Consider the following 18,280-nt stretch of genomic DNA (forward strand, 5'->3'; position numbering starts at 1 on the left):
CCCTGTGGGAGCTGAGCTTGCTCGCGATAGCGGTGGTTCAGCTTGCATTGATATTGAATGTGCCGCGGTCATCGCGAGCAAGCTCGCTCCCACATGGGTTCTTGGGTGTCCACAGATTCAGCATCCACCAGCAACTCCCACTGGTTCCCGATATAACCTGACGCGGCTTATAGTGGTCGGCCTTGTCACGCCTCCAGGAAGGAGCCCCATGTCCGAGTCTTCGATTACCCTCGCACGCTTCACTGAAGCCCACATCGCCGGTGTCACCGCGCTCTACAACGACCCGGCGGTGACTCGCCAGGTGCTGCAAATGCCTTTCCAGTCCACCGAAGTCTGGCGCAAGCGCTTGGCGACGGATGACGAGCGCTTGTTGAAACTGGTGGCCCTGCACACGGGTGACGTCATCGGCAATCTGGGGCTGGAGCAGTTTTCGCGGGTGCGTCGGGCCCATTGCGGCAGCCTCGGCATGGGGGTGGCTGTCGCCTGGCAGGGCAAAGGCGTGGGGTCGATGCTGCTGGCCGCCGCGCTGGACGTCGCCGACAACTGGATGAACCTGCGCCGGGTCGAGCTGACGGTGTACGCCGACAATGAAGCGGCCATCGGGTTGTACCGCAAGTTCGGCTTCGAAAGCGAAGGCCTGATGCGCGACTATGCCGTGCGTGACGGACGTTGGGTGGACACCCTCGCCATGGCGCGACTGCGCTGAAGGATCAGTCACGCAGGTAAAGTGGCTTTTACGTACGCCGACGTCTTGGACCTGTCATCATCCAGCTTCGCAGTACTCCCTAACCGAGGAACGGGCCATGGACGATGTACAGCAATTGGGCGAGATGCTTCGTCACTACGCCGACAGCGAAGCGCACAAGAAACAACTGCACCAGGCCCAGTCGGCGGTTTGGACGCAACAGATCAAGGCGCTGTACGGGCAAATCGAGCAATGGCTGGCGCCGGTCATGGCGCTCGGCCTGCTGGAACTGAACCGTGAGACGTATGTGGCCCACGGGGCGAACGTTCCTGTAGAAACATCCGCTTTCAAGACCGAAAAACTGACCTTGGCCATTACCGGTAAACCGGTGGAGTTCGTGCCGGATGTGATGGGTGTGGGCGGCTTGGTTTCTTTGTCGATCATCGGCCTGGCCGCGACCCGTCACGGCAGCATTTCCCTGGTGTGCCAGCCGCCATCGACGCAATGGCAATGGCGCCGGACCAATGGGTTGAAGGACCCCGACACGTTTGCCTTCGATGCAAACTTCCTCGCCCAACAATTGCAGAGCCTGATACCTCGCGAGCGCGGCTGAATCACTTGTTCTTTTCAGGGCAGGCAAAAAACTGCCCATTGGCTATACCTGTAGTTCCGGCCCCGCCTCGTGTGGCTTACAGGAGTGACAGCATGAAGTTCGCGTCAATGATTGGCAGCATCTGCATAGCCTCGCTTGCCTTGGCGGGTTGTTCGAGCAAAGTCACCCAGCCGGATGAGTATTCCGGGTTCCTGGGGGATTACAGCCGCCTCAAGGAAGAGAAGTCGCCGTCGGGGGCCGAGGTGATGCGTTGGGTCGATCCGAAGATCGATCTGAACAAATACACCAGCCTCTATATCGAGCCGACGCAGCTTTACCCCAAACCGCAGCCGACCGTGAAGATCCCCCAGGCCACGCTGTCGGGCATCACCGCGTATTACGATCAGGCCCTCATGCGGGAGGCGGGGAAGTCCTTGCCCCTGGCGACCGTCCCTGGGCCGGGTGTATTGGTGATACGGGCGGCGATCACGGCTGTCAGTAGCAAGACCGAAGGCTTGAAACCGTATGAGGTGGTCCCGATTGCGCTGGTGGCGGCCGCTGTCAGCACCGCCAGCGGTATTCGCGACCAGGAAACCACCTTGGGCACCGAAGCGGTTTTTCTCGACGGAGGCAATAACGCGGTGGTCGCCCAGGTGGTGCGCAAGGGCACGGGCAAGCCACTGTCCAACGAATCCCAGGTCATGAAGCCCGATGACGTCAAAGGGGTCATCGATGGCTGGGCGGCAGATTTGCATCAGTCGTTTCTGCAGCTCAAGGCCAAATAGCCATCACCGTCGCCGGGGTGTCGACGCCACGTCTTTTTATGTCCGGCCATAGGTCGCGCGAGCATTTCGTGGTTAACTCCGGCCTCACCATTTTCAAACTGTCAGAAGGAATCCGTTCATGGCTCAAGTCACCCTCAAAGGCAACCCGGTCCAAGTCAACGGTCAGTTGCCACAAGCCGGTTCCAAGGCACCAGCCTTTTCCCTGGTCGCCGGCAATCTGTCGGACGTTTCCCTGAAGGACTTTGCCGGCAAGCGCAAAGTGCTGAACATTTTCCCAAGCGTCGACACGCCGACCTGCGCCACCTCCGTGCGCAAATTCAATGCTCAGGCCAACGAACTGAACAACACCGTGGTGCTGTGCATCTCCGCCGACCTGCCATTTGCCCAGGCGCGCTTCTGCGGTGCCGAAGGCCTGGAAAACGTCCAGAACCTGTCCACCTTGCGCGGTGCCGAGTTCATCCAGGACTACGGCGTGGCGATTGCCGACGGCCCACTGAAAGGCCTGACCGCCCGTGCCGTGGTGGTGCTGGACGAAAATGACACCGTGCTGCACAGCGAGCTGGTCAAGGAAATCGCTGAAGAGCCGAACTACGATGCGGCCCTGGCTGTTCTGAAATAAGTGGAATGAAATAAGGTATTTATTACAATTGTTAACGGTCTGGCCCTGTCCAGGCCGTTTTCTTTTGTGCTTCAAGGCTTTAGCTGACTATTCGTAAGGTAAGCCCAACGTAAATTGCCGGTAAAGGCGCTTTGCTAAATACCCGCCAGTGCTTATCGTTCAGCCTCCCGTAAAAGAAGTCCACGCGCCCAATGGTTGATCACTCCATGCAATCGTCTGTTTCCCGCAATTCCCGTCGCTGGCTGCTCGGCCTGTTCGTCCTGTTGGTCGTCGCGGCGCTGGCCTGGAAGTTCTGGCCCAGTGGTTCGGCCCAGAAGCCGGGGGCGGGGGACAAGGCCGCGACGGGGCACGTGGGACGTTCGGGTGGCATGCGGCCGGGGTTCGGTGGGGCGACGGGGCCGATCCCGGTGCGGGTGGCGCCGGCGGTGACCGGGGATTTCCCGCTGTACTTCAAGGCGCTGGGTACGGTCACGGCCCTCAACACCATCAACGTGCGTAGCCGCGTGGGTGGCGAACTGGTCAAGATCGCCTTCGAAGAGGGCCAAATGGTCAAGGCTGGGGACTTGCTGGCCGAGATCGATCCACGCCCGTACCAGAACGCTTTGCTCCAGGCCGAAGGCACGCTGTTGCAGAACCAGGCCCAACTGAAAAATGCCCAGGTCGACCTTGAGCGGTATCGCGGCCTGTACGCCGAAGACAGTATTGCCAAGCAGACCCTCGACACCGCCGCGGCGTTGGTGGGCCAGTACCAGGGCACGGTCAAGACCAACCAGGCGGCGGTCAACGACGCCAAGCTCAACCTGGAATTCACCAGGATCCGCGCGCCGATTACCGGCCGCGTGGGCTTGCGCCAACTGGACATCGGCAATCTGGTGTCGGCCAACGACACCACGGCCCTGGCGGTCATTACCCAGACTCAACCCATCAGCGTCGTGTTCACCTTGCCGGAGAACAACCTCGACACCGTGCTCGCCCGTTATCGCAGCGGGGCGAAGCTGCCCGTCGAAGCCTGGGACCGGGGCGACGTGAAGCGCCAGGCCAGTGGCCTGCTGCAAAGCCTGGACAACCAGATCGATGTCACCACCGGCACCTTGAAGTTCAAGGCTCGCTACGATAACCGCGACCAGTCGCTGTTCCCCAACCAGTTCGTCAACGTCCACCTGCTGGCCGACACTCTCAAAGGCGTAGTCCTGGCGCCGACGGCGGCCATCCAGTTCGGCACCAACGGCACCTTCGTCTACGCCCTGGAGGGCGACAAGAAGGTCTCTATCAAGAAGCTGAAGATCGGGGCCAGCGACGGTACGAACACCGTGGTCACCGAAGGCCTGGCCGCAGGCGATAGGGTGGTGCTCGAAGGCACCGATCGCCTGAAGGAAGGCAGCGAAGTGGAGGTGGTCAACGACAGCCAGGAGGTGCCTACCACGCCGACCGAGCACTTGCAGGGCAAGTCTGCGGCGGTGCCTGAGCCGGCTGAGGCCGACAAGGCGAACAAGGGCGGCGCATGAATCTCTCGCGGCTGTTCATCCTTCGCCCGGTCGCCACCACCCTGAGCATGCTGGCGATTATCCTCGCCGGCCTGATCGCCTACCGGTTGCTGCCGGTGTCGGCACTGCCCCAGGTCGACTACCCGACCATCCGTGTGATGACCCTGTACCCGGGCGCCAGCCCCGATGTGATGACCAGTGCGGTCACCGCCCCCCTGGAGCGGCAGTTCGGGCAGATGCCGGGCTTGACGCAAATGGCCTCCACCAGTTCCGGTGGCGCGTCGGTGATTACCCTGCGCTTCAACCTCGACATCAACATGGATGTCGCCGAGCAGCAGGTGCAGGCCGCGATCAATGCGGCCACCAATTTGCTGCCCAAGGACCTGCCGGCGCCGCCGGTGTACAACAAGGTCAATCCGGCTGACACCCCGGTGCTGACCCTGGCGATTACCTCCAAGACCATGCTGCTGCCCAAGCTCAATGACTTGGTGGACACCCGCATGGCGCAGAAAATCGCCCAGATCAGCGGCGTCGGCATGGTCACCATCGCTGGTGGCCAGCGCCAGGCCGTGCGAATCAAGGTCAACCCCGAGGCCCTGGCGGCCAACGGCCTGAACCTGGCGGATGTGCGTACGCTGATCGGTGCTTCCAACGTCAACCAGCCCAAGGGCAACTTCGACGGCCCGACCCGGGTCTCGATGCTCGATGCCAACGACCAGTTGACCTCGCCCAAGGATTACGCCGAGCTGATCCTGGCCTACGCCAATGGCTCGCCGTTGCGGCTCAAGGACGTGGCACAGATCGTCGACGGGGCCGAAAACGAACGCCTTGCCGCCTGGGCCAACGAAAACCAGGCCGTGCTGCTGAACATCCAGCGCCAGCCGGGGGCCAATGTCATCGAGGTGGTGGACCGGATCAAGGCCTTGCTGCCGAGCATCACCGATAACCTGCCGGCTGGCCTGGACGTCACCGTGCTGACCGACCGCACCCAGACCATCCGAGCCTCGGTCACCGACGTGCAGCATGAGTTGCTGATCGCCATCGCCCTGGTGGTCATGGTGACGTTCCTGTTCCTGCGTCGCGTCAGTGCCACGATCATCCCGTCGGTGGCCGTGCCGTTGTCGTTGATCGGCACCTTCGGCGTGATGTACTTGGCGGGTTTCTCCATCAATAACCTGACCCTGATGGCCCTGACCATCGCCACCGGTTTCGTGGTGGACGACGCCATCGTCATGCTGGAGAACATCGCCCGCTTCATCGAGGAGGGCGACAGCCCGTTGCAGGCTGCGCTCAAGGGTGCGAAGCAGATCGGTTTCACGCTGATTTCCCTGACCCTGTCGCTGATCGCCGTGCTGATCCCGCTGCTGTTCATGGCCGATGTGGTCGGGCGCTTGTTTCGCGAGTTCGCCATCACCCTGGCGGTGGCGATCCTGATTTCCCTGGTGGTGTCCCTGACCCTGACGCCGATGATGTGCGCCCGCTTGCTCAAGCGCGAGCCCAAGGAAGCAGAACAGGGCCGTTTCTACCGCGCCAGCGGCGCCTGGATCGACTGGTTGATCGCCGCCTACGGGCGCAAGTTGCAGTGGGTGCTCAAGCATCAGCCACTGACCCTGCTGGTGGCGGTGGGCAGCCTGGTGCTGACGGTGGTGCTGTACCTGGCGGTGCCCAAGGGCTTTTTCCCGGTGCAGGACACCGGGGTGATCCAGGGCATTTCCGAGGCGCCGCAATCGATCTCCTTTGCCGCCATGAGCGAGCGCCAGCAGCAGTTGGCCAAGGTGATCCTTGCCGACCCGGCGGTGCAGAGCCTGTCGTCCTACATCGGCGTGGACGGCGACAACGCCACGCTCAACAGCGGTCGCCTGCTGATCAACCTCAAGCCCCACAGCGAACGGGACGACAGCGCCACCGAGATCATTGCCCGCTTGCAGCCACAGCTGGATCGACTGGTGGGCATTCGCCTGTTCATGCAGCCGGTGCAGGACCTGACCATCGAAGACCGGGTCAGCCGTACCCAATACCAGTTCAGCCTGTCATCGCCGGACGCCGAATTGCTCAGCCTCTGGAGCGGGCGCCTGGTCGAGGCCCTGGGCCGCCAGCCGGAACTGACCGACGTGGCCAGCGACCTGCAGGACAAGGGCTTGCAGGTCTACTTGGTGATCGACCGCGACGCGGCTTCACGCCTGGGCGTCTCGGTGTCGAACATCACCGATGCGCTGTATGACGCCTTCGGCCAGCGGCAGATCTCCACCATCTACACCCAGGCCAGCCAGTACCGCGTGGTGTTGCAGGCCCAGGCCGGGGAGCGGATCGGACCGCAGGCGCTGGACCAGATTCACGTCAAGACCACCGATGGCGGGCAGGTGCGCTTGTCGAGCCTGGCCCGGGTCGAAGAGCGCCAGGCGCAACTGGCAATTGCCCACATCGGCCAGTTTCCGGCGGTGATGATGTCGTTCAACCTCGCGCCCGGCGTGGCCCTCGGACATGCGGTGGACATGATCGAGAAGGTCCAGCGGGACATCGGCATGCCGGTGGGCGTGCAGACCGAATTCCAAGGCGCGGCCGAGGCGTTCCAGGCGTCGTTGTCGAGTACCTTGCTGCTGATCCTGGCGGCGGTGGTGACCATGTACATCGTCCTGGGTGTGCTGTACGAAAGCTACATCCATCCGATCACCATCCTTTCCACCTTGCCCTCGGCGGCTATCGGCGCCTTGCTGGCGTTGATCCTCAGCGGCAATGACCTGGGCATGATCGCGATCATTGGCATCATCCTGCTGATCGGCATCGTCAAGAAGAACGCGATCATGATGATCGACTTCGCCCTCGACGCTGAACGCAACCAGGGCATGGACCCGCAGACGGCGATCTACCAGGCGGCGTTGCTGCGCTTCCGCCCGATCCTGATGACCACCCTGGCGGCGTTGTTCGGTGCCATACCGCTGATGTTCGCCACCGGTTCCGGTGCCGAATTGCGCCAGCCCCTGGGCTTGGTGATGGTGGGCGGGTTGTTGGTGAGCCAGGTCTTGACGCTGTTCACCACGCCGGTGATCTACCTGTATTTCGATCGCCTGGGCCGCCGGTTTGCCAGGCCGGAAGGGAAAGAGGTGCGGGTATGACGGCGAAGCCCGGAAACCTGGGCAGGACGGGCTTTCTGTGGCGAGGGAGCTTGCTCCCGCTGGGCTGCGCAGCGGCCCCCTTTGTGAGCGCTGCGCACTCAAGCGGGAGCAAGCTCCCTCGCCACAAAAGCTCGGTCATTCTTTTCGGTCTTTGGTCTGAAGCCCGGAGTGGTGGCCGATGAACCTCTCCGGCCCCTTCATCCGCCGCCCCGTCGCGACCATGCTCCTGAGCTTCGCCATCATGCTGCTCGGTGGCGTGTGCTTCGGCCTGCTGCCGGTTTCGCCGTTGCCGCAGATGGATTTTCCGGTGATCGTGGTCCAGGCCAGCCTGCCGGGCGCTAGCCCCGAGGTCATGGCCTCCACCGTGGCCACGCCCCTGGAACGCTCCTTCGGCGCTATCGCCGGGGTCAACACCATGAGCAGTCGCTCCAGCCAGGGTTCTACGCGGGTCATCCTGCAATTCGATCTGGATCGCGACATCAACGGCGCCGCCCGGGAAGTGCAGGCGGCCATTAACGCGTCGCGCAACCTGTTGCCCAGCGGCATGCGCAGCATGCCCACCTACAAGAAGGTCAACCCGTCCCAGGCGCCGATCATGGTGCTGTCGCTGACCTCGGATGTGTTGGAAAAAGGCCAGCTCTACGACCTGGCGTCCACCATCCTGTCCCAGAGCCTGTCCCAGGTGTCGGGCGTCGGCGAGGTACAGATCGGCGGCAGTTCGTTGCCAGCGGTGCGCATCGAACTGGAGCCACAGTTGCTCAATCAGTACGGCGTGGCCCTGGACGATGTGCGCAATGCCATCGCCGACAGCAACGTACGCCGGCCCAAGGGTTCGGTGGAGGACGACCGGCGTATGTGGCAGGTGCAGGCCAATGACCAGTTGGAGAAGGCCAAGGACTACGAAACGCTGATCATCCGCTACCAGGACGGCTCGGTGCTGCGGCTCAAGGACGTGGCGAAAGTCACCGACAGCGTCGAGGATCGCTACAACAGCGGTTTCTTCAACGACGATGCCGCCGTGCTGCTGGTGATCAACCGCCAGGCCGGGGCCAACATCATCGAGACGGTCAACGAGATCAAGGCGCAGTTGCCGGCGTTGCAGGCGGTGCTGCCGGCCAGCGTCAAGCTGAACCTGGCGATGGACCGTTCGCCGGTGATCAAGGCCACCCTGCATGAAGCGGAAATGACCTTGCTGATCGCCGTGGCCCTGGTGGTGCTGGTCGTGTTCCTGTTCCTCGGCAACTTTCGCGCCTCGTTGATCCCGACCCTGGCGGTGCCGGTGTCGCTGGTGGGCACGTTTGCGGTGATGTACCTGTACGGTTTCTCCCTGAACAACCTGTCGCTGATGGCGTTGATCCTGGCGACCGGGTTGGTGGTGGACGACGCCATCGTGGTGCTGGAGAACATTTCCCGGCACATCGACGAAGGCGTGCCACCGATGAAAGCCGCCTACCTGGGGGCCGAAGAAGTCGGCTTTACGTTGCTGTCGATGAACGTCTCGCTGGTAGCAGTATTCCTGTCGATCCTGTTCATGGGCGGCATCATCGAGAGCCTGTTCCGCGAATTTTCCATCACCCTGGCGGCCTCCATCGTGGTTTCGCTGGTGGTCTCGCTGACGCTCACGCCGATGCTCTGCGCCCGCTGGCTCAAGCCTCACGTACCGGGGCAGGAAAACCGCTTGCAGCGCTGGAGCCAGGGGCTCAATGAGCGGATGGTCCGTGGTTACGCCACCAGCCTGGACTGGGTGCTGCGCCATCGGCGCCTGACCTTGCTCAGCTTGCTGGTGACCATCGGCGTGAACGTCGCGTTGTATGTGGTGGTGCCGAAAACCTTCATGCCACAGCAGGACACCGGTCAACTGATCGGTTTCGTGCGTGGCGACGACGGGCTATCGTTCAATGTGATGCAGCCGAAGATGGAAATCTTCCGCCGTGCCGTGCTCAAGGACGAGGCCGTGCAAAGCGTCGCCGGTTTCATCGGCGGCAACAACGGTACCAACAACGCCTTCATGCTGGTGCGCCTCAAGCCGATCAAGGAGCGGGGGATTTCCGCACAGAAAGTCATCGAGCGCCTGCGCAAGGAAATGCCCAAGGTCCCCGGCGGCCAATTGATGCTGATGGCCGACCAGGACCTGCAATTCGGTGGCGGTCGCGAGCAGACCACTTCGCAGTATTCCTACATCCTGCAAAGCGCCGACCTGGCGTCACTGCGCACCTGGTACCCCAAGGTCGTGGCGGCCTTCCGGGCCTTGCCGGAGCTGACCGCCATCGATGCCCGCGACGGTGGCGGGGCGCAGCAGGTGACGCTGGTGGTGGACCGCGACCAGGCCAAGCGCCTGGGTATCGACATGGACATGGTTACCGCAGTGCTCAACAACGCCTACAGCCAGCGGCAGATTTCCACCATCTACGACAGCCTCAACCAATATCAGGTGGTGATGGAGGTCAATCCCAAGTATGCCCAGGACCCGAGCACTCTCGAACAGGTCCAGGTGATCACCGCCGACGGCGCGCGGGTACCGCTGTCAGCCATTGCCCATTACGAGAACAGCCTGGAGGACGACCGGGTCAGCCATGAAGGCCAGTTCGCTTCCGAGGGCATTTCCTTCGACATGGCCGAAGGCGTCACGGTGGAGCAGGGCACCGCGGCTATCGAGCGGGCGATTGCCAAGCTCGGGATGCCCGAGGATGTCATCGCGAAAATGGCCGGTACCGCCGACGCGTTCGCCGCCACCCAGAAGAGCCAGCCGTTCATGATCCTCGGCGCGTTGCTGGCGGTGTACCTGGTGCTGGGCGTGCTGTACGAAAGCTACATCCATCCGCTGACCATCCTGTCCACCTTGCCATCGGCCGGGGTCGGCGCCTTGTTGTCGATCTACGCACTGGGCAGCGAGTTCAGCCTGATCTCGCTGTTGGGGCTGTTCCTGCTGATCGGCGTGGTGAAGAAAAACGCCATCCTGATGATCGATCTGGCGCTGCAACTGGAGCGTGCCGGGCAGACGCCGCTGGAATCGATCCGCAGCGCTTGCCTGCTGCGATTGCGGCCAATCCTGATGACCACGCTGGCGGCGATCCTGGGGGCCTTGCCGCTGCTGCTCGGCGCCGCCGAAGGCGCGGAAATGCGCCAGCCGCTGGGCCTGACCATCATCGGCGGGCTGGTGTTCAGCCAGGTGCTGACGCTCTATACCACGCCGGTGGTTTACCTTTATCTCGACAAGCTGCGCCATCGCTTCAACCGCTGGCGTGGCGTGCGCACTGATGCTGCCCTGGAAACTCCGCTATGACCGACCGTTCGCCTTTCAATCTTGCCGCAACGCTGGCGACCGCCCGTGGTTCGCGGGTACTGAGCCTGGTGCTGTGTGTGGCGATGCTCAGCGCCTGCGCCGTCGGCCCGGATTACCAGCGCCCCGCGGCGGCGGCCCCGGTGCAGTACAAGGAGGCCCAGGGCTGGCGCCAGGCCAACCCCAGCGATGCGCTGGCCCGGGGCGCCTGGTGGGAGCTCTACGGCGATACGCAACTCAACGGCCTGGTGGACAAACTCAACGCCTCCAACCAGACCGTGGCCCAGGCCGAAGCCCAGTACCGGCAGGCCCGGGCACTGGTGCGCAATGCTCGTGGCGCGTTTTTCCCCACCGTGGACCTGACCGTTGGCAAGACGCGCTCCAGCCAGGGCACCGGCAGCAGCAGTTCGAGCTTGAGCAGTTCGTCCAGCGGCATTCGCGACACCTACAACGCCCAGGCTGGCGTCAGCTGGGAGGCGGACGTGTGGGGCAAGTTGCGCCGCACCCTGGAAGCCGACGAGGCGAGCGCGCAAGCCAGTTTCGCCGACCTGGCGGCGATGCGCCTGAGCCAGCAATCGGAACTGGTGCAGAACTACTTGCAACTGCGGGTGATCGACGAGCAGAAGCGTTTGTTGCAAACCACCGTCGACAACTATCAGCGCTCGCTGAAAATGACCGAAAACCAGTACCGTGCCGGGGTCTCCGGCAAGGACGCGGTGGCTCAGGCGCAAAACCAGCTCAAGACCACCCAGGGCGACCTGATCGACCTGATCTGGCAGCGAGCCCAGTTCGAAAACGCCATCGCCGTGCTCATCGGCCTGCCGCCGGCGGAATTCAACCTGGCGGAGGTCCAGGACATCCCAAGCCTGCCGCAGATCCCGGTGGCGCTGCCCTCCCAACTGCTCGAGCGCCGGCCGGACATCGCCTCGGCAGAGCGCTCGGTGATGGCCGCCAATGCCAACATCGGCGTTGCCAAGGCCGCGTATTACCCGGACCTGACCCTGAGCCTCAGTGGTGGCTACAGCAGCAGTACCTACGACAACTGGGTGAGCGTGCCGAACCGCTTCTGGTCGGTAGGGCCGCAACTGGCGATGACGCTGTTCGATGGCGGCCAGCGATCGGCGGAAGTCGACCGCACCGTCGCGGCGTATGACCAGACCGTCGCCACCTATCGCCAGACCGTGCTCGATGGCTTGCGCGAGGTGGAGAACTACATGATCCAGCTCAAGGTGCTGGAAGACGAAGCCCGCGTGCGCCAGGAAGCCCTGGACGCCGCCCGGGAATCCCTGCGCCTGACGCAGAACCAATACCGGGCCGGATTGATTGCCTACCTCGACGTGGTCACTGTCCAGGCCACCGCGCTGAGCAACGAACGCAGCATGCTGAGCCTGCAACAGAGCCGCTTGATTGCCAGCGTGCAACTGATTGCGGCGTTGGGCGGTGGTTGGGATGGGCAAATGGAGGCGCGCGAGTAATCACACATCGATGCCCCCCCCTGCGGGAGCCGAGCTTGCTCGCGATGGCGGTGGGTCAGCTTGCATCAATATTGAATGTTCAGCCGTCATCGCGAGCAAGCTCGGCTCCCACAATGAATCCTGTGGTACGCAAGTCCCGCTTTTGGCCGATGCACTGCCTACGTCCTGTCGCGATGGCTTGTTATAGTTCAGGCCTCTTTTCAGCCGGTAAAGGATCACTGCCATGTCGAAATACCAAGCGTTCAACGTCGAACTTGCCGACAACATCGCCCATGTGCAGATCAATCGCCCGGAAAAGATCAATGCGATGAACGTTGATTTCTGGCGCGAGATCATCGAGATCTTCCAATGGATCGACGACACTGATGAGGCGCGGGTGGTGGTGCTCAGCGGTGCGGGCAAGCATTTTTCCTCCGGCATCGACCTGATGATGCTGGCGGGCGTGGCCAACGAGCTGGGCAAGGACGTGGGACGCAATGCACGGCTGTTGCGGCGCAAGATCCTGCAACTGCAAGCCTCGTTCAACGCCGTGGACAATTGTCGCAAGCCGGTGCTCGCGGCCATTCAAGGCTATTGCCTGGGCGGTGCCATTGACCTGATCGCCGCATGCGACATGCGTTATGCCGCCGAGGACGCCCAGTTCTCCATCAAGGAAATCGATATCGGCATGGCTGCCGATGTTGGCACATTGCAACGCTTGCCGCGGATCATCGGGGACGGCATGCTGCGTGAACTCGCTTATACGGGGCGTACCTTCGGTGTCGAAGAAGCGCGCAGCATCGGCCTGGTCAATCGTGTCTACAGCGACACCGCCAGCCTGCTCGACGGCGTGATGGGCATTGCCCGGGAAATCGCCGCCAAGTCGCCGATTGCTGTGACCGGCACCAAGGCAATGATCAGCTACATGCGCGACCACAGCATTGACGACGGCCTGGAATACGTCGCCACCTGGAACGCCGCCATGCTGCAATCGACCGACCTGCGCGTGGCCATGGCCGCCCATATGAGCAAACAGAAACCCGAATTTCTGGATTGACTGACCATGATTTCACGCTGGACCACCGCAGTACTCGATACCGATCTTCCTGGCGGCTGGGCCGTGGCCCGTAGCCCGGAAGGCTTTCTGTTCGATGACAACGGCGCGCTGTTCCCCCGCGAGTGGCTCAAGCGCCAAGACCTGTCGATCCTCGCCGAACACGGCATCGGTCACCTGGATGGCGAGCCGGTCTACCTGTTGGAATTGCACAGCCCGCTGGACATTCCCGGCTGCAACTGGAAAGGCCTGCGGGCGTTCATGCTCGAGGACGACCACACGCTGTACAAGGTGTTGGGCTATGCGGCGCAGATCGGCACCTGGGCCCGGGAGCATCGCTTCTGTGGCAGTTGCGGCAAGCGCATGAGCCAGATTCCGTTGGAGCGGGCCATGTATTGCGACGCCTGTGACCTGCGCCACTACCCGCGGATTTCACCGAGCATGATCGTGTTGATTACCCGTGGCGATGAAGTCCTGCTGGCCCGTTCGCCGCGTTTCGTCACGGGCGTCTACAGCACCCTGGCGGGGTTTGCCGAGCCCGGCGAGTCGGCCGAGGATTGCCTGGTGCGAGAAGTGCGTGAAGAGGTCAGTATCGAGGTGAAGAACATCCAGTACATGGGCAGCCAGTGCTGGCCGTTCCCCCATTCGATGATGCTCGGTTTTCACGCTGAATATGCCGGCGGCGACATCGTGCCCCAGGAAGATGAAATCGAGGACGCCCAATGGTTCAACGTCCACGACCTGCCACCGTTGCCGGCCTCGCGCTCGATCGCCCGCTACCTGATCGACCTTTATGTGGCGCGGCGCTTAGGCCGCGCTGAACCAGTGCTGCCAGGCTAGGCGCACGGTCAAGCCCAGCACCACGGTGATGAACACCGGGCGGATGAACTTCGCGCCGCCGCTGATGGCGGTGCGAGCGCCGAAGAACGCGCCGATCATCACCGACAGGCCCATGCTCAGGCCGATCACCCAGTCCACCTGTCCGGAAAAGATGAACACCGACAGCGCCGCGATGTTGCTGACGAAATTCATGCTGCGCGCCACGCCACTGGCCTTCACCAGGTCGATGGGGTAGAGCAGCAGGCTGCTGACCGTCCAGAACGCACCAGTACCGGGCCCGGCCACGCCGTCATAGAAACCCAGGCTGAAGCCCTGGGGTGACTGCCAGGTCTTCTTGATCGGTGCATTGCTGTCCAGAGGCGCCTTGGGCGTGCCGCCAAACAACAGGTACAGGCCGCAGGCAAAGACGATCACCGGCAGCATCTTGTTCAGCCACTCGGCAGGCAGGTAATGGGCGACGATGGCGCCGGTCAGGGCCCCGACCAGCGTGCCGACGAGGGCGTGGGTCCATTGCCTTGGGTGGAACAGCTTGCGCTTGTAGAAAGTGAAACTGGCCGTCGCCGAGCCGAAGGTCGAGCTGAGTTTGTTGGTTCCCAGGACCAGGTGAGGCGGCAAACCTGCGGTCAGCAACGCCGGCGTGGTCAGCAGCCCACCACCACCGGCGATGGCATCGATGAAACCGGCAATGAAGGCGACAACGGCAAGGATAGCGAGGGTAGTGAGGTCAACGCTGAGTTCGAAAGGCATGGAATGGGCTTATTTGGCAGGTCGCAGAGGGCTGCGGGAAGGCCGGTATGTTACCCATAATGGTGCAGGGCTGCGACTGTCTCTAAGGCCTGTGGCGTTCGCCGTGGTGAGGGAACTTGCTCCCACTGGGTTGCGCAGCAACTCCAAAAGCCTGCCACCCTCCACCTGGCACCCCAATGCAGCTGTCTGGCGGAAGCTGGCCGTTGGACGAATTTTTTTTGAAATCAAGGGGTTGTCAGCCTAGGCAAATGAGTACATAATTGCGCCCATCGAACGCACTGGGACGTAAAAAATCTCAATGTTTTCAAGGAGATAGCGCTGAGTCAGTGGCTTGTTTCCTGATCAGGTTTGTACCGCGGTTGATGTGGCTGCATCGCATCAAGCGTCTTGAGGCCGAATAGCAAAATGGTTATGCAGTGGATTGCAAATCCACCTACGCCGGTTCGATTCCGACTTCGGCCTCCACTTTTAAAAAGCTCTGTAGATCTATGATTTACGGAGCTTTTTTATTTCTGGAACATTGAAAGGTTTTGTCTTGAAAAGGGCATGAGCTACCTTGCTTCACAGAGGAGGGATGTATATATTCCCCCTCTTGCTGCACCAGCCAGGACTTCGGCCATTGGATTTTGCCGATGTTGCCATGGCTAACCGCGCTACCGCCCGAATGGCGAAACTGGTAGACGCATGGGACTTAAAATCCCCCGCTCGTAAGGGCGTGCCGGTTCGATTCCGGCTTCGGGCACCATCTAAAATCAAGGGTTTGCGAGCGAAAGCTAATGCAAACCCTTGTTCGTTTCAGTTCCCCCGCTTGTACCGACTCATCACAACCGCCGGCGAAATGCCTCGAGAATATCCCGCGTGCCCTTTTTCATTTGCAGTTGGGCAATGGCATCCAGCGGGTGCCAGAGGCAATCGCTGATTTCATTCTGTGGCCGGGCCGCCGACGAGTCGCTGACTGAGGCTTCGAATACGTGGTGCTCGGTCTGCCCGTCATTGATTCGCATCAGGTAGAGCAGGTTCTCGACGTCCAGGCCAGTTTCCTCCGCCAGTTCCCGGATGGCTGCTCCCGCGTGGGTTTCCCCGCGTTCGACAGTACCGCCGGGTAGCGCCCAGCGGCTATTGGCTTTGCGAACCAGCAGGACGTGGCGATTGTCCTCGCAGATGACGGTCGCTCGAATTTTCATGGTGGTGTTCGATCCGTGACTGTCATTAAACTGAAATATATCTGCAATATTTGAGCCTGGCATTAGTTGCTCGTTCAAATATCGATTTTTCAGGGTCCTATCCGTACGACCATGACGGGGTGGGAAAAGCTGAGTTCATTTGAGCTTGTCATCGCTCCAGTCGATCTTCCCTACCGTCAGCACCGGGCTTTCGACCGGCTATCGCCTCAAAGGGAATCAGCTTCGAAAAAATGAATCCATGTTGGGTGCAATGGCTGGCCCCGGTAGGGGAAGGACAGACAGATGACCACCGTTGAAGACTTCAAGATCAAATCCCACGAGCTCTTGGTGGAGCTCGATACGGCAACAGCGGAAATGATGAAGCTCATATGTGTCCATCAGATGAGCGGATCGACTTGGGATGAGGCGGTTCAGCGTCAACATGAAGCCTATGAGCGGTGGGTCGCTTATCTGAATGAGCGGGGGTAGCGGCCATGCACGCGCCATGGGCGAAAATTCTTTGATTTGCACCGGTGACTATCCATTTCGAGGCGCAAAAAATGCCCGCGTTCCATCGGTTTTCCAACCGGTAGAACTCAAGGGGGAACCTCTGACGTGGTGCGTCAGCGGAACTTGGGCAGCGGCGGCTCGGCGGGCTTGAGTGACGTCAGCGCGCTCTGGATCGACGGAGCGTCCTTGTCGATGTCGTTGAGCCGGTCGCGGATACGCACCGCGGTAGGGTGCCCACCTTGGTGGTCGACCCAATCGGCGATTTCCTTGCAGGCTGCCGTGAGCCTGGCCTGACGCGATTCCAGCAGGGTGAGCAGGGTGGTGATGGACTCTTTTTCGGACATGTCACACCTCCATTCAGGGTTGATGAGGCAGCACGAAACCCGCCAGGGGCGGGTCATGCTGTGGTTTAAGCGTAGTTGAGTTATTTCGGATCTGTCGAAGAATCCGGCGCCCGGCCAGACAACCGGCGCGCCGGAAACGGTACACGTTATTTCAGCCGGACTCCTTGACCCAGGTCGGCGCGACGCTCGCCCGCCAGCGTACATCGGTAATGCCGTATTTTTCCGCCAGGGGCTTGGAAACCCGCTTGACCTTCTCCCTGCCGAATTTCGGTATGCGCCCGACCCCCGCGTCGCAACTGGCCCAATGCCAAGCCTCGGAGTTATTCATCACTTCTGCGCGAATAATGAATGACTTGGGTTCGCCATGGAGTATGTAGTCAATGATGTAAAGCGATGGCCCGCCCATAAATCCTCCCTAATATAGTCCTATACGGATGGATACAAAGGCATTGGGAAAATTCCATCGAATTTCCAGACGGTCGAATTAATGCCGCTCAAGCTCAAGCGCGAGGCAACAACAAATTTTGCGAACAGCCATTGTTTACAGGAAGGAACCAAACCCGGTTACCCTTCTCCAAGGTGGGCTTCAACACCGTCGGCCAGGGATCAAAGGCGAAGCAACGCGGCATCAACTAAAGGCAAAACATGAAAAAAATCGCCAGGGTCCTGTTCATCGCAGCCCTCGCCATCGGTTTATCGGGTTGCATTGGTGCTCCCATCGAACTGACGCCGCAAACCGAACAACGCTTGCACGAACAACCTCCGATCCGTTTCCTGCTGACATTCGATGACGGTCCCAGCGCCTCGTCTATCTGGAACCCTAGCCTGGAGGTGCTGGACGCACTCGCAGACAACGCGGTACAACCCGGCATCAAGGCCGTGTTTTTCCTACAGACCCGCGGGCCGCGGGCTGGCGGCAGCGATATCGGCCGCTCAGTGATGCGTCGTCAGCAGCAGGAAGGCCATGTGCTGGGTTTCCATACGGCGACCTACTGGCACACCAATCATCGGTTTCTGAGCCCTGATGAGCTGGAGCAATCGCTCACCCGCGGCGGGAGTGATATTGCCGCCATGACCGGCTCGGCACCGTCCCTGGTCAGGCCACCTTTCTGGAGTTTCGACAGGCGTACCGCAGCTGCCTACCGGCAACATGGCCTGCACATCTTGTTGACCGACCTGAGCGCCAATGACGGCAAGGTCTGGGGCATCACGATGAGCCCCCGGCGGCGGATCAACCTGACCCGACAACTCTCCGAGGTGCGCGAGCGCATCGCCGCCGGACAACTGCCAGCGGTGGATGGGGTTATCCCGGTGGTGGTGACCTTTCACGACATCAATCGTTATACCGCCCGACATGCCCGCGAATACCTGCAGATCCTGCTCGACAGCGCCAAGGCCACCGGCATGAGGACCGCCGCCAAGCCGTTCTACGATGACCACCAGGCATTGGAGCGAGCGGCCTTGGCCCGGACGGTCGATCACAGCGCAGAGCCCGTCCATTTGCCGGGGTTGTGGGACTGGTTGTGGGATTCGGATTCCCACTGAGGGCACCACGGGTGCAATCGGCGTCGCGACGTCCGGTCGGCACCGCGGGTAATCAGCGTGTATGG

16 protein-coding genes and 2 tRNA genes are annotated in these 18,280 nt (G+C 61.4%); 14 read left to right on the forward strand and 4 right to left on the reverse strand.

Annotation, left to right across the window (positions count from 1 at the left end; translation table 11 throughout):
• Nucleotides 1-208: 208 nt before the first annotated feature.
• The 10 genes from J4E53_RS20045 to nudC all read left to right on the forward strand — a co-directional run bounded on the left by J4E53_RS20045 (nucleotide 209) and on the right by nudC (nucleotide 13,906).
• Entirely contained in the window at nucleotides 209-706 is a 498-nt protein-coding gene (locus J4E53_RS20045; RefSeq protein WP_060742211.1) for a GNAT family N-acetyltransferase, read from the forward strand.
• A gap of 97 nt (nucleotides 707-803) precedes the next feature.
• A complete protein-coding gene (locus J4E53_RS20050) occupies nucleotides 804-1,298 on the forward strand; it encodes a hypothetical protein (protein WP_060742212.1) in 495 nt (164 codons plus the stop codon).
• A 92-nt stretch (nucleotides 1,299-1,390) separates the two neighbouring features.
• Nucleotides 1,391-2,062 (forward strand): DUF3313 domain-containing protein, encoded by a 672-nt coding sequence (locus J4E53_RS20055; protein WP_060742213.1) that lies wholly within the window; start codon nucleotides 1,391-1,393, stop codon nucleotides 2,060-2,062.
• Between the two features lie 118 nt (nucleotides 2,063-2,180).
• Nucleotides 2,181-2,681: a thiol peroxidase gene (gene tpx, locus J4E53_RS20060; protein ID WP_018602018.1), complete on the forward strand. Its 501-nt coding sequence runs from the start codon at nucleotides 2,181-2,183 to the stop codon at nucleotides 2,679-2,681.
• Between the two features lie 191 nt (nucleotides 2,682-2,872).
• The gene (locus tag J4E53_RS20065) at nucleotides 2,873-4,186 is read left to right on the forward strand and encodes an MdtA/MuxA family multidrug efflux RND transporter periplasmic adaptor subunit (RefSeq protein ID WP_103309797.1); all 1,314 of its coding nucleotides are present in this window, start codon (nucleotides 2,873-2,875) and stop codon (nucleotides 4,184-4,186) included.
• Nucleotides 4,183-7,278 (forward strand): MdtB/MuxB family multidrug efflux RND transporter permease subunit, encoded by a 3,096-nt coding sequence (locus J4E53_RS20070; protein ID WP_103309798.1) that lies wholly within the window; start codon nucleotides 4,183-4,185, stop codon nucleotides 7,276-7,278. The genes J4E53_RS20065 and J4E53_RS20070 overlap by 4 nt, the downstream gene beginning before the upstream one ends.
• 178 nt (nucleotides 7,279-7,456) lie before the next feature.
• Nucleotides 7,457-10,561, forward strand: a complete 3,105-nt coding sequence (locus tag J4E53_RS20075; protein ID WP_103309800.1) for an efflux RND transporter permease subunit — start codon at nucleotides 7,457-7,459, stop codon at nucleotides 10,559-10,561.
• On the forward strand, nucleotides 10,558-12,033 hold the full coding sequence (locus tag J4E53_RS20080; RefSeq protein WP_060742217.1) for an efflux transporter outer membrane subunit: 1,476 nt from the start codon (nucleotides 10,558-10,560) through the stop codon (nucleotides 12,031-12,033). The genes J4E53_RS20075 and J4E53_RS20080 overlap by 4 nt, the downstream gene beginning before the upstream one ends.
• 223 nt (nucleotides 12,034-12,256) lie before the next feature.
• Nucleotides 12,257-13,069, forward strand: a complete 813-nt coding sequence (locus J4E53_RS20085; protein ID WP_103309802.1) for a crotonase/enoyl-CoA hydratase family protein — start codon at nucleotides 12,257-12,259, stop codon at nucleotides 13,067-13,069.
• Between the two features lie 6 nt (nucleotides 13,070-13,075).
• Nucleotides 13,076-13,906, forward strand: a complete 831-nt coding sequence (gene nudC, locus J4E53_RS20090) for an NAD(+) diphosphatase (RefSeq protein WP_103309803.1) — start codon at nucleotides 13,076-13,078, stop codon at nucleotides 13,904-13,906.
• Here the strand turns inward: nudC and J4E53_RS20095 are convergent.
• Complete coding sequence (locus J4E53_RS20095) at nucleotides 13,874-14,653, reverse strand: TSUP family transporter (RefSeq protein WP_103309805.1); 780 nt, start codon at nucleotides 14,651-14,653, stop codon at nucleotides 13,874-13,876. The genes nudC and J4E53_RS20095 overlap by 33 nt on opposite strands.
• 391 nt (nucleotides 14,654-15,044) lie before the next feature.
• On the opposite strand from J4E53_RS20095, the gene J4E53_RS20100 reads away from it, so the two are divergent.
• A tRNA-Cys gene (locus J4E53_RS20100) sits at nucleotides 15,045-15,118 on the forward strand.
• A gap of 193 nt (nucleotides 15,119-15,311) precedes the next feature.
• Nucleotides 15,312-15,398: transfer RNA gene (locus tag J4E53_RS20105), tRNA-Leu, on the forward strand.
• Between the two features lie 76 nt (nucleotides 15,399-15,474).
• Here the strand turns inward: J4E53_RS20105 and J4E53_RS20110 are convergent.
• Complete coding sequence (locus J4E53_RS20110; protein ID WP_060742220.1) at nucleotides 15,475-15,837, reverse strand: NUDIX hydrolase; 363 nt, start codon at nucleotides 15,835-15,837, stop codon at nucleotides 15,475-15,477.
• Between the two features lie 282 nt (nucleotides 15,838-16,119).
• Between J4E53_RS20110 and J4E53_RS20115 the strand changes: the two genes are divergently transcribed.
• Nucleotides 16,120-16,305 (forward strand): hypothetical protein, encoded by a 186-nt coding sequence (locus tag J4E53_RS20115; protein WP_060742221.1) that lies wholly within the window; start codon nucleotides 16,120-16,122, stop codon nucleotides 16,303-16,305.
• 134 nt (nucleotides 16,306-16,439) lie between these two features.
• On the opposite strand, the gene J4E53_RS20120 is transcribed toward J4E53_RS20115, so the two are convergent.
• Nucleotides 16,440-16,670 (reverse strand): hypothetical protein, encoded by a 231-nt coding sequence (locus J4E53_RS20120; RefSeq protein ID WP_003201752.1) that lies wholly within the window; start codon nucleotides 16,668-16,670, stop codon nucleotides 16,440-16,442.
• A 151-nt stretch (nucleotides 16,671-16,821) separates the two neighbouring features.
• Entirely contained in the window at nucleotides 16,822-17,076 is a 255-nt protein-coding gene (locus tag J4E53_RS20125) for a DUF6555 family protein (protein ID WP_060742222.1), read from the reverse strand.
• A 239-nt stretch (nucleotides 17,077-17,315) separates the two neighbouring features.
• Here J4E53_RS20125 and J4E53_RS20130 point away from each other — a divergent pair, with 239 nt between their 5' ends.
• Nucleotides 17,316-18,215, forward strand: a complete 900-nt coding sequence (locus tag J4E53_RS20130) for a polysaccharide deacetylase family protein (RefSeq protein WP_103309807.1) — start codon at nucleotides 17,316-17,318, stop codon at nucleotides 18,213-18,215.
• Nucleotides 18,216-18,280 lie beyond the last annotated feature (65 nt).

This window comes from Pseudomonas sp. FW305-28, from assembly GCF_017351395.1.
GTDB lineage: Bacteria > Pseudomonadota > Gammaproteobacteria > Pseudomonadales > Pseudomonadaceae > Aquipseudomonas > Aquipseudomonas fluorescens_AA.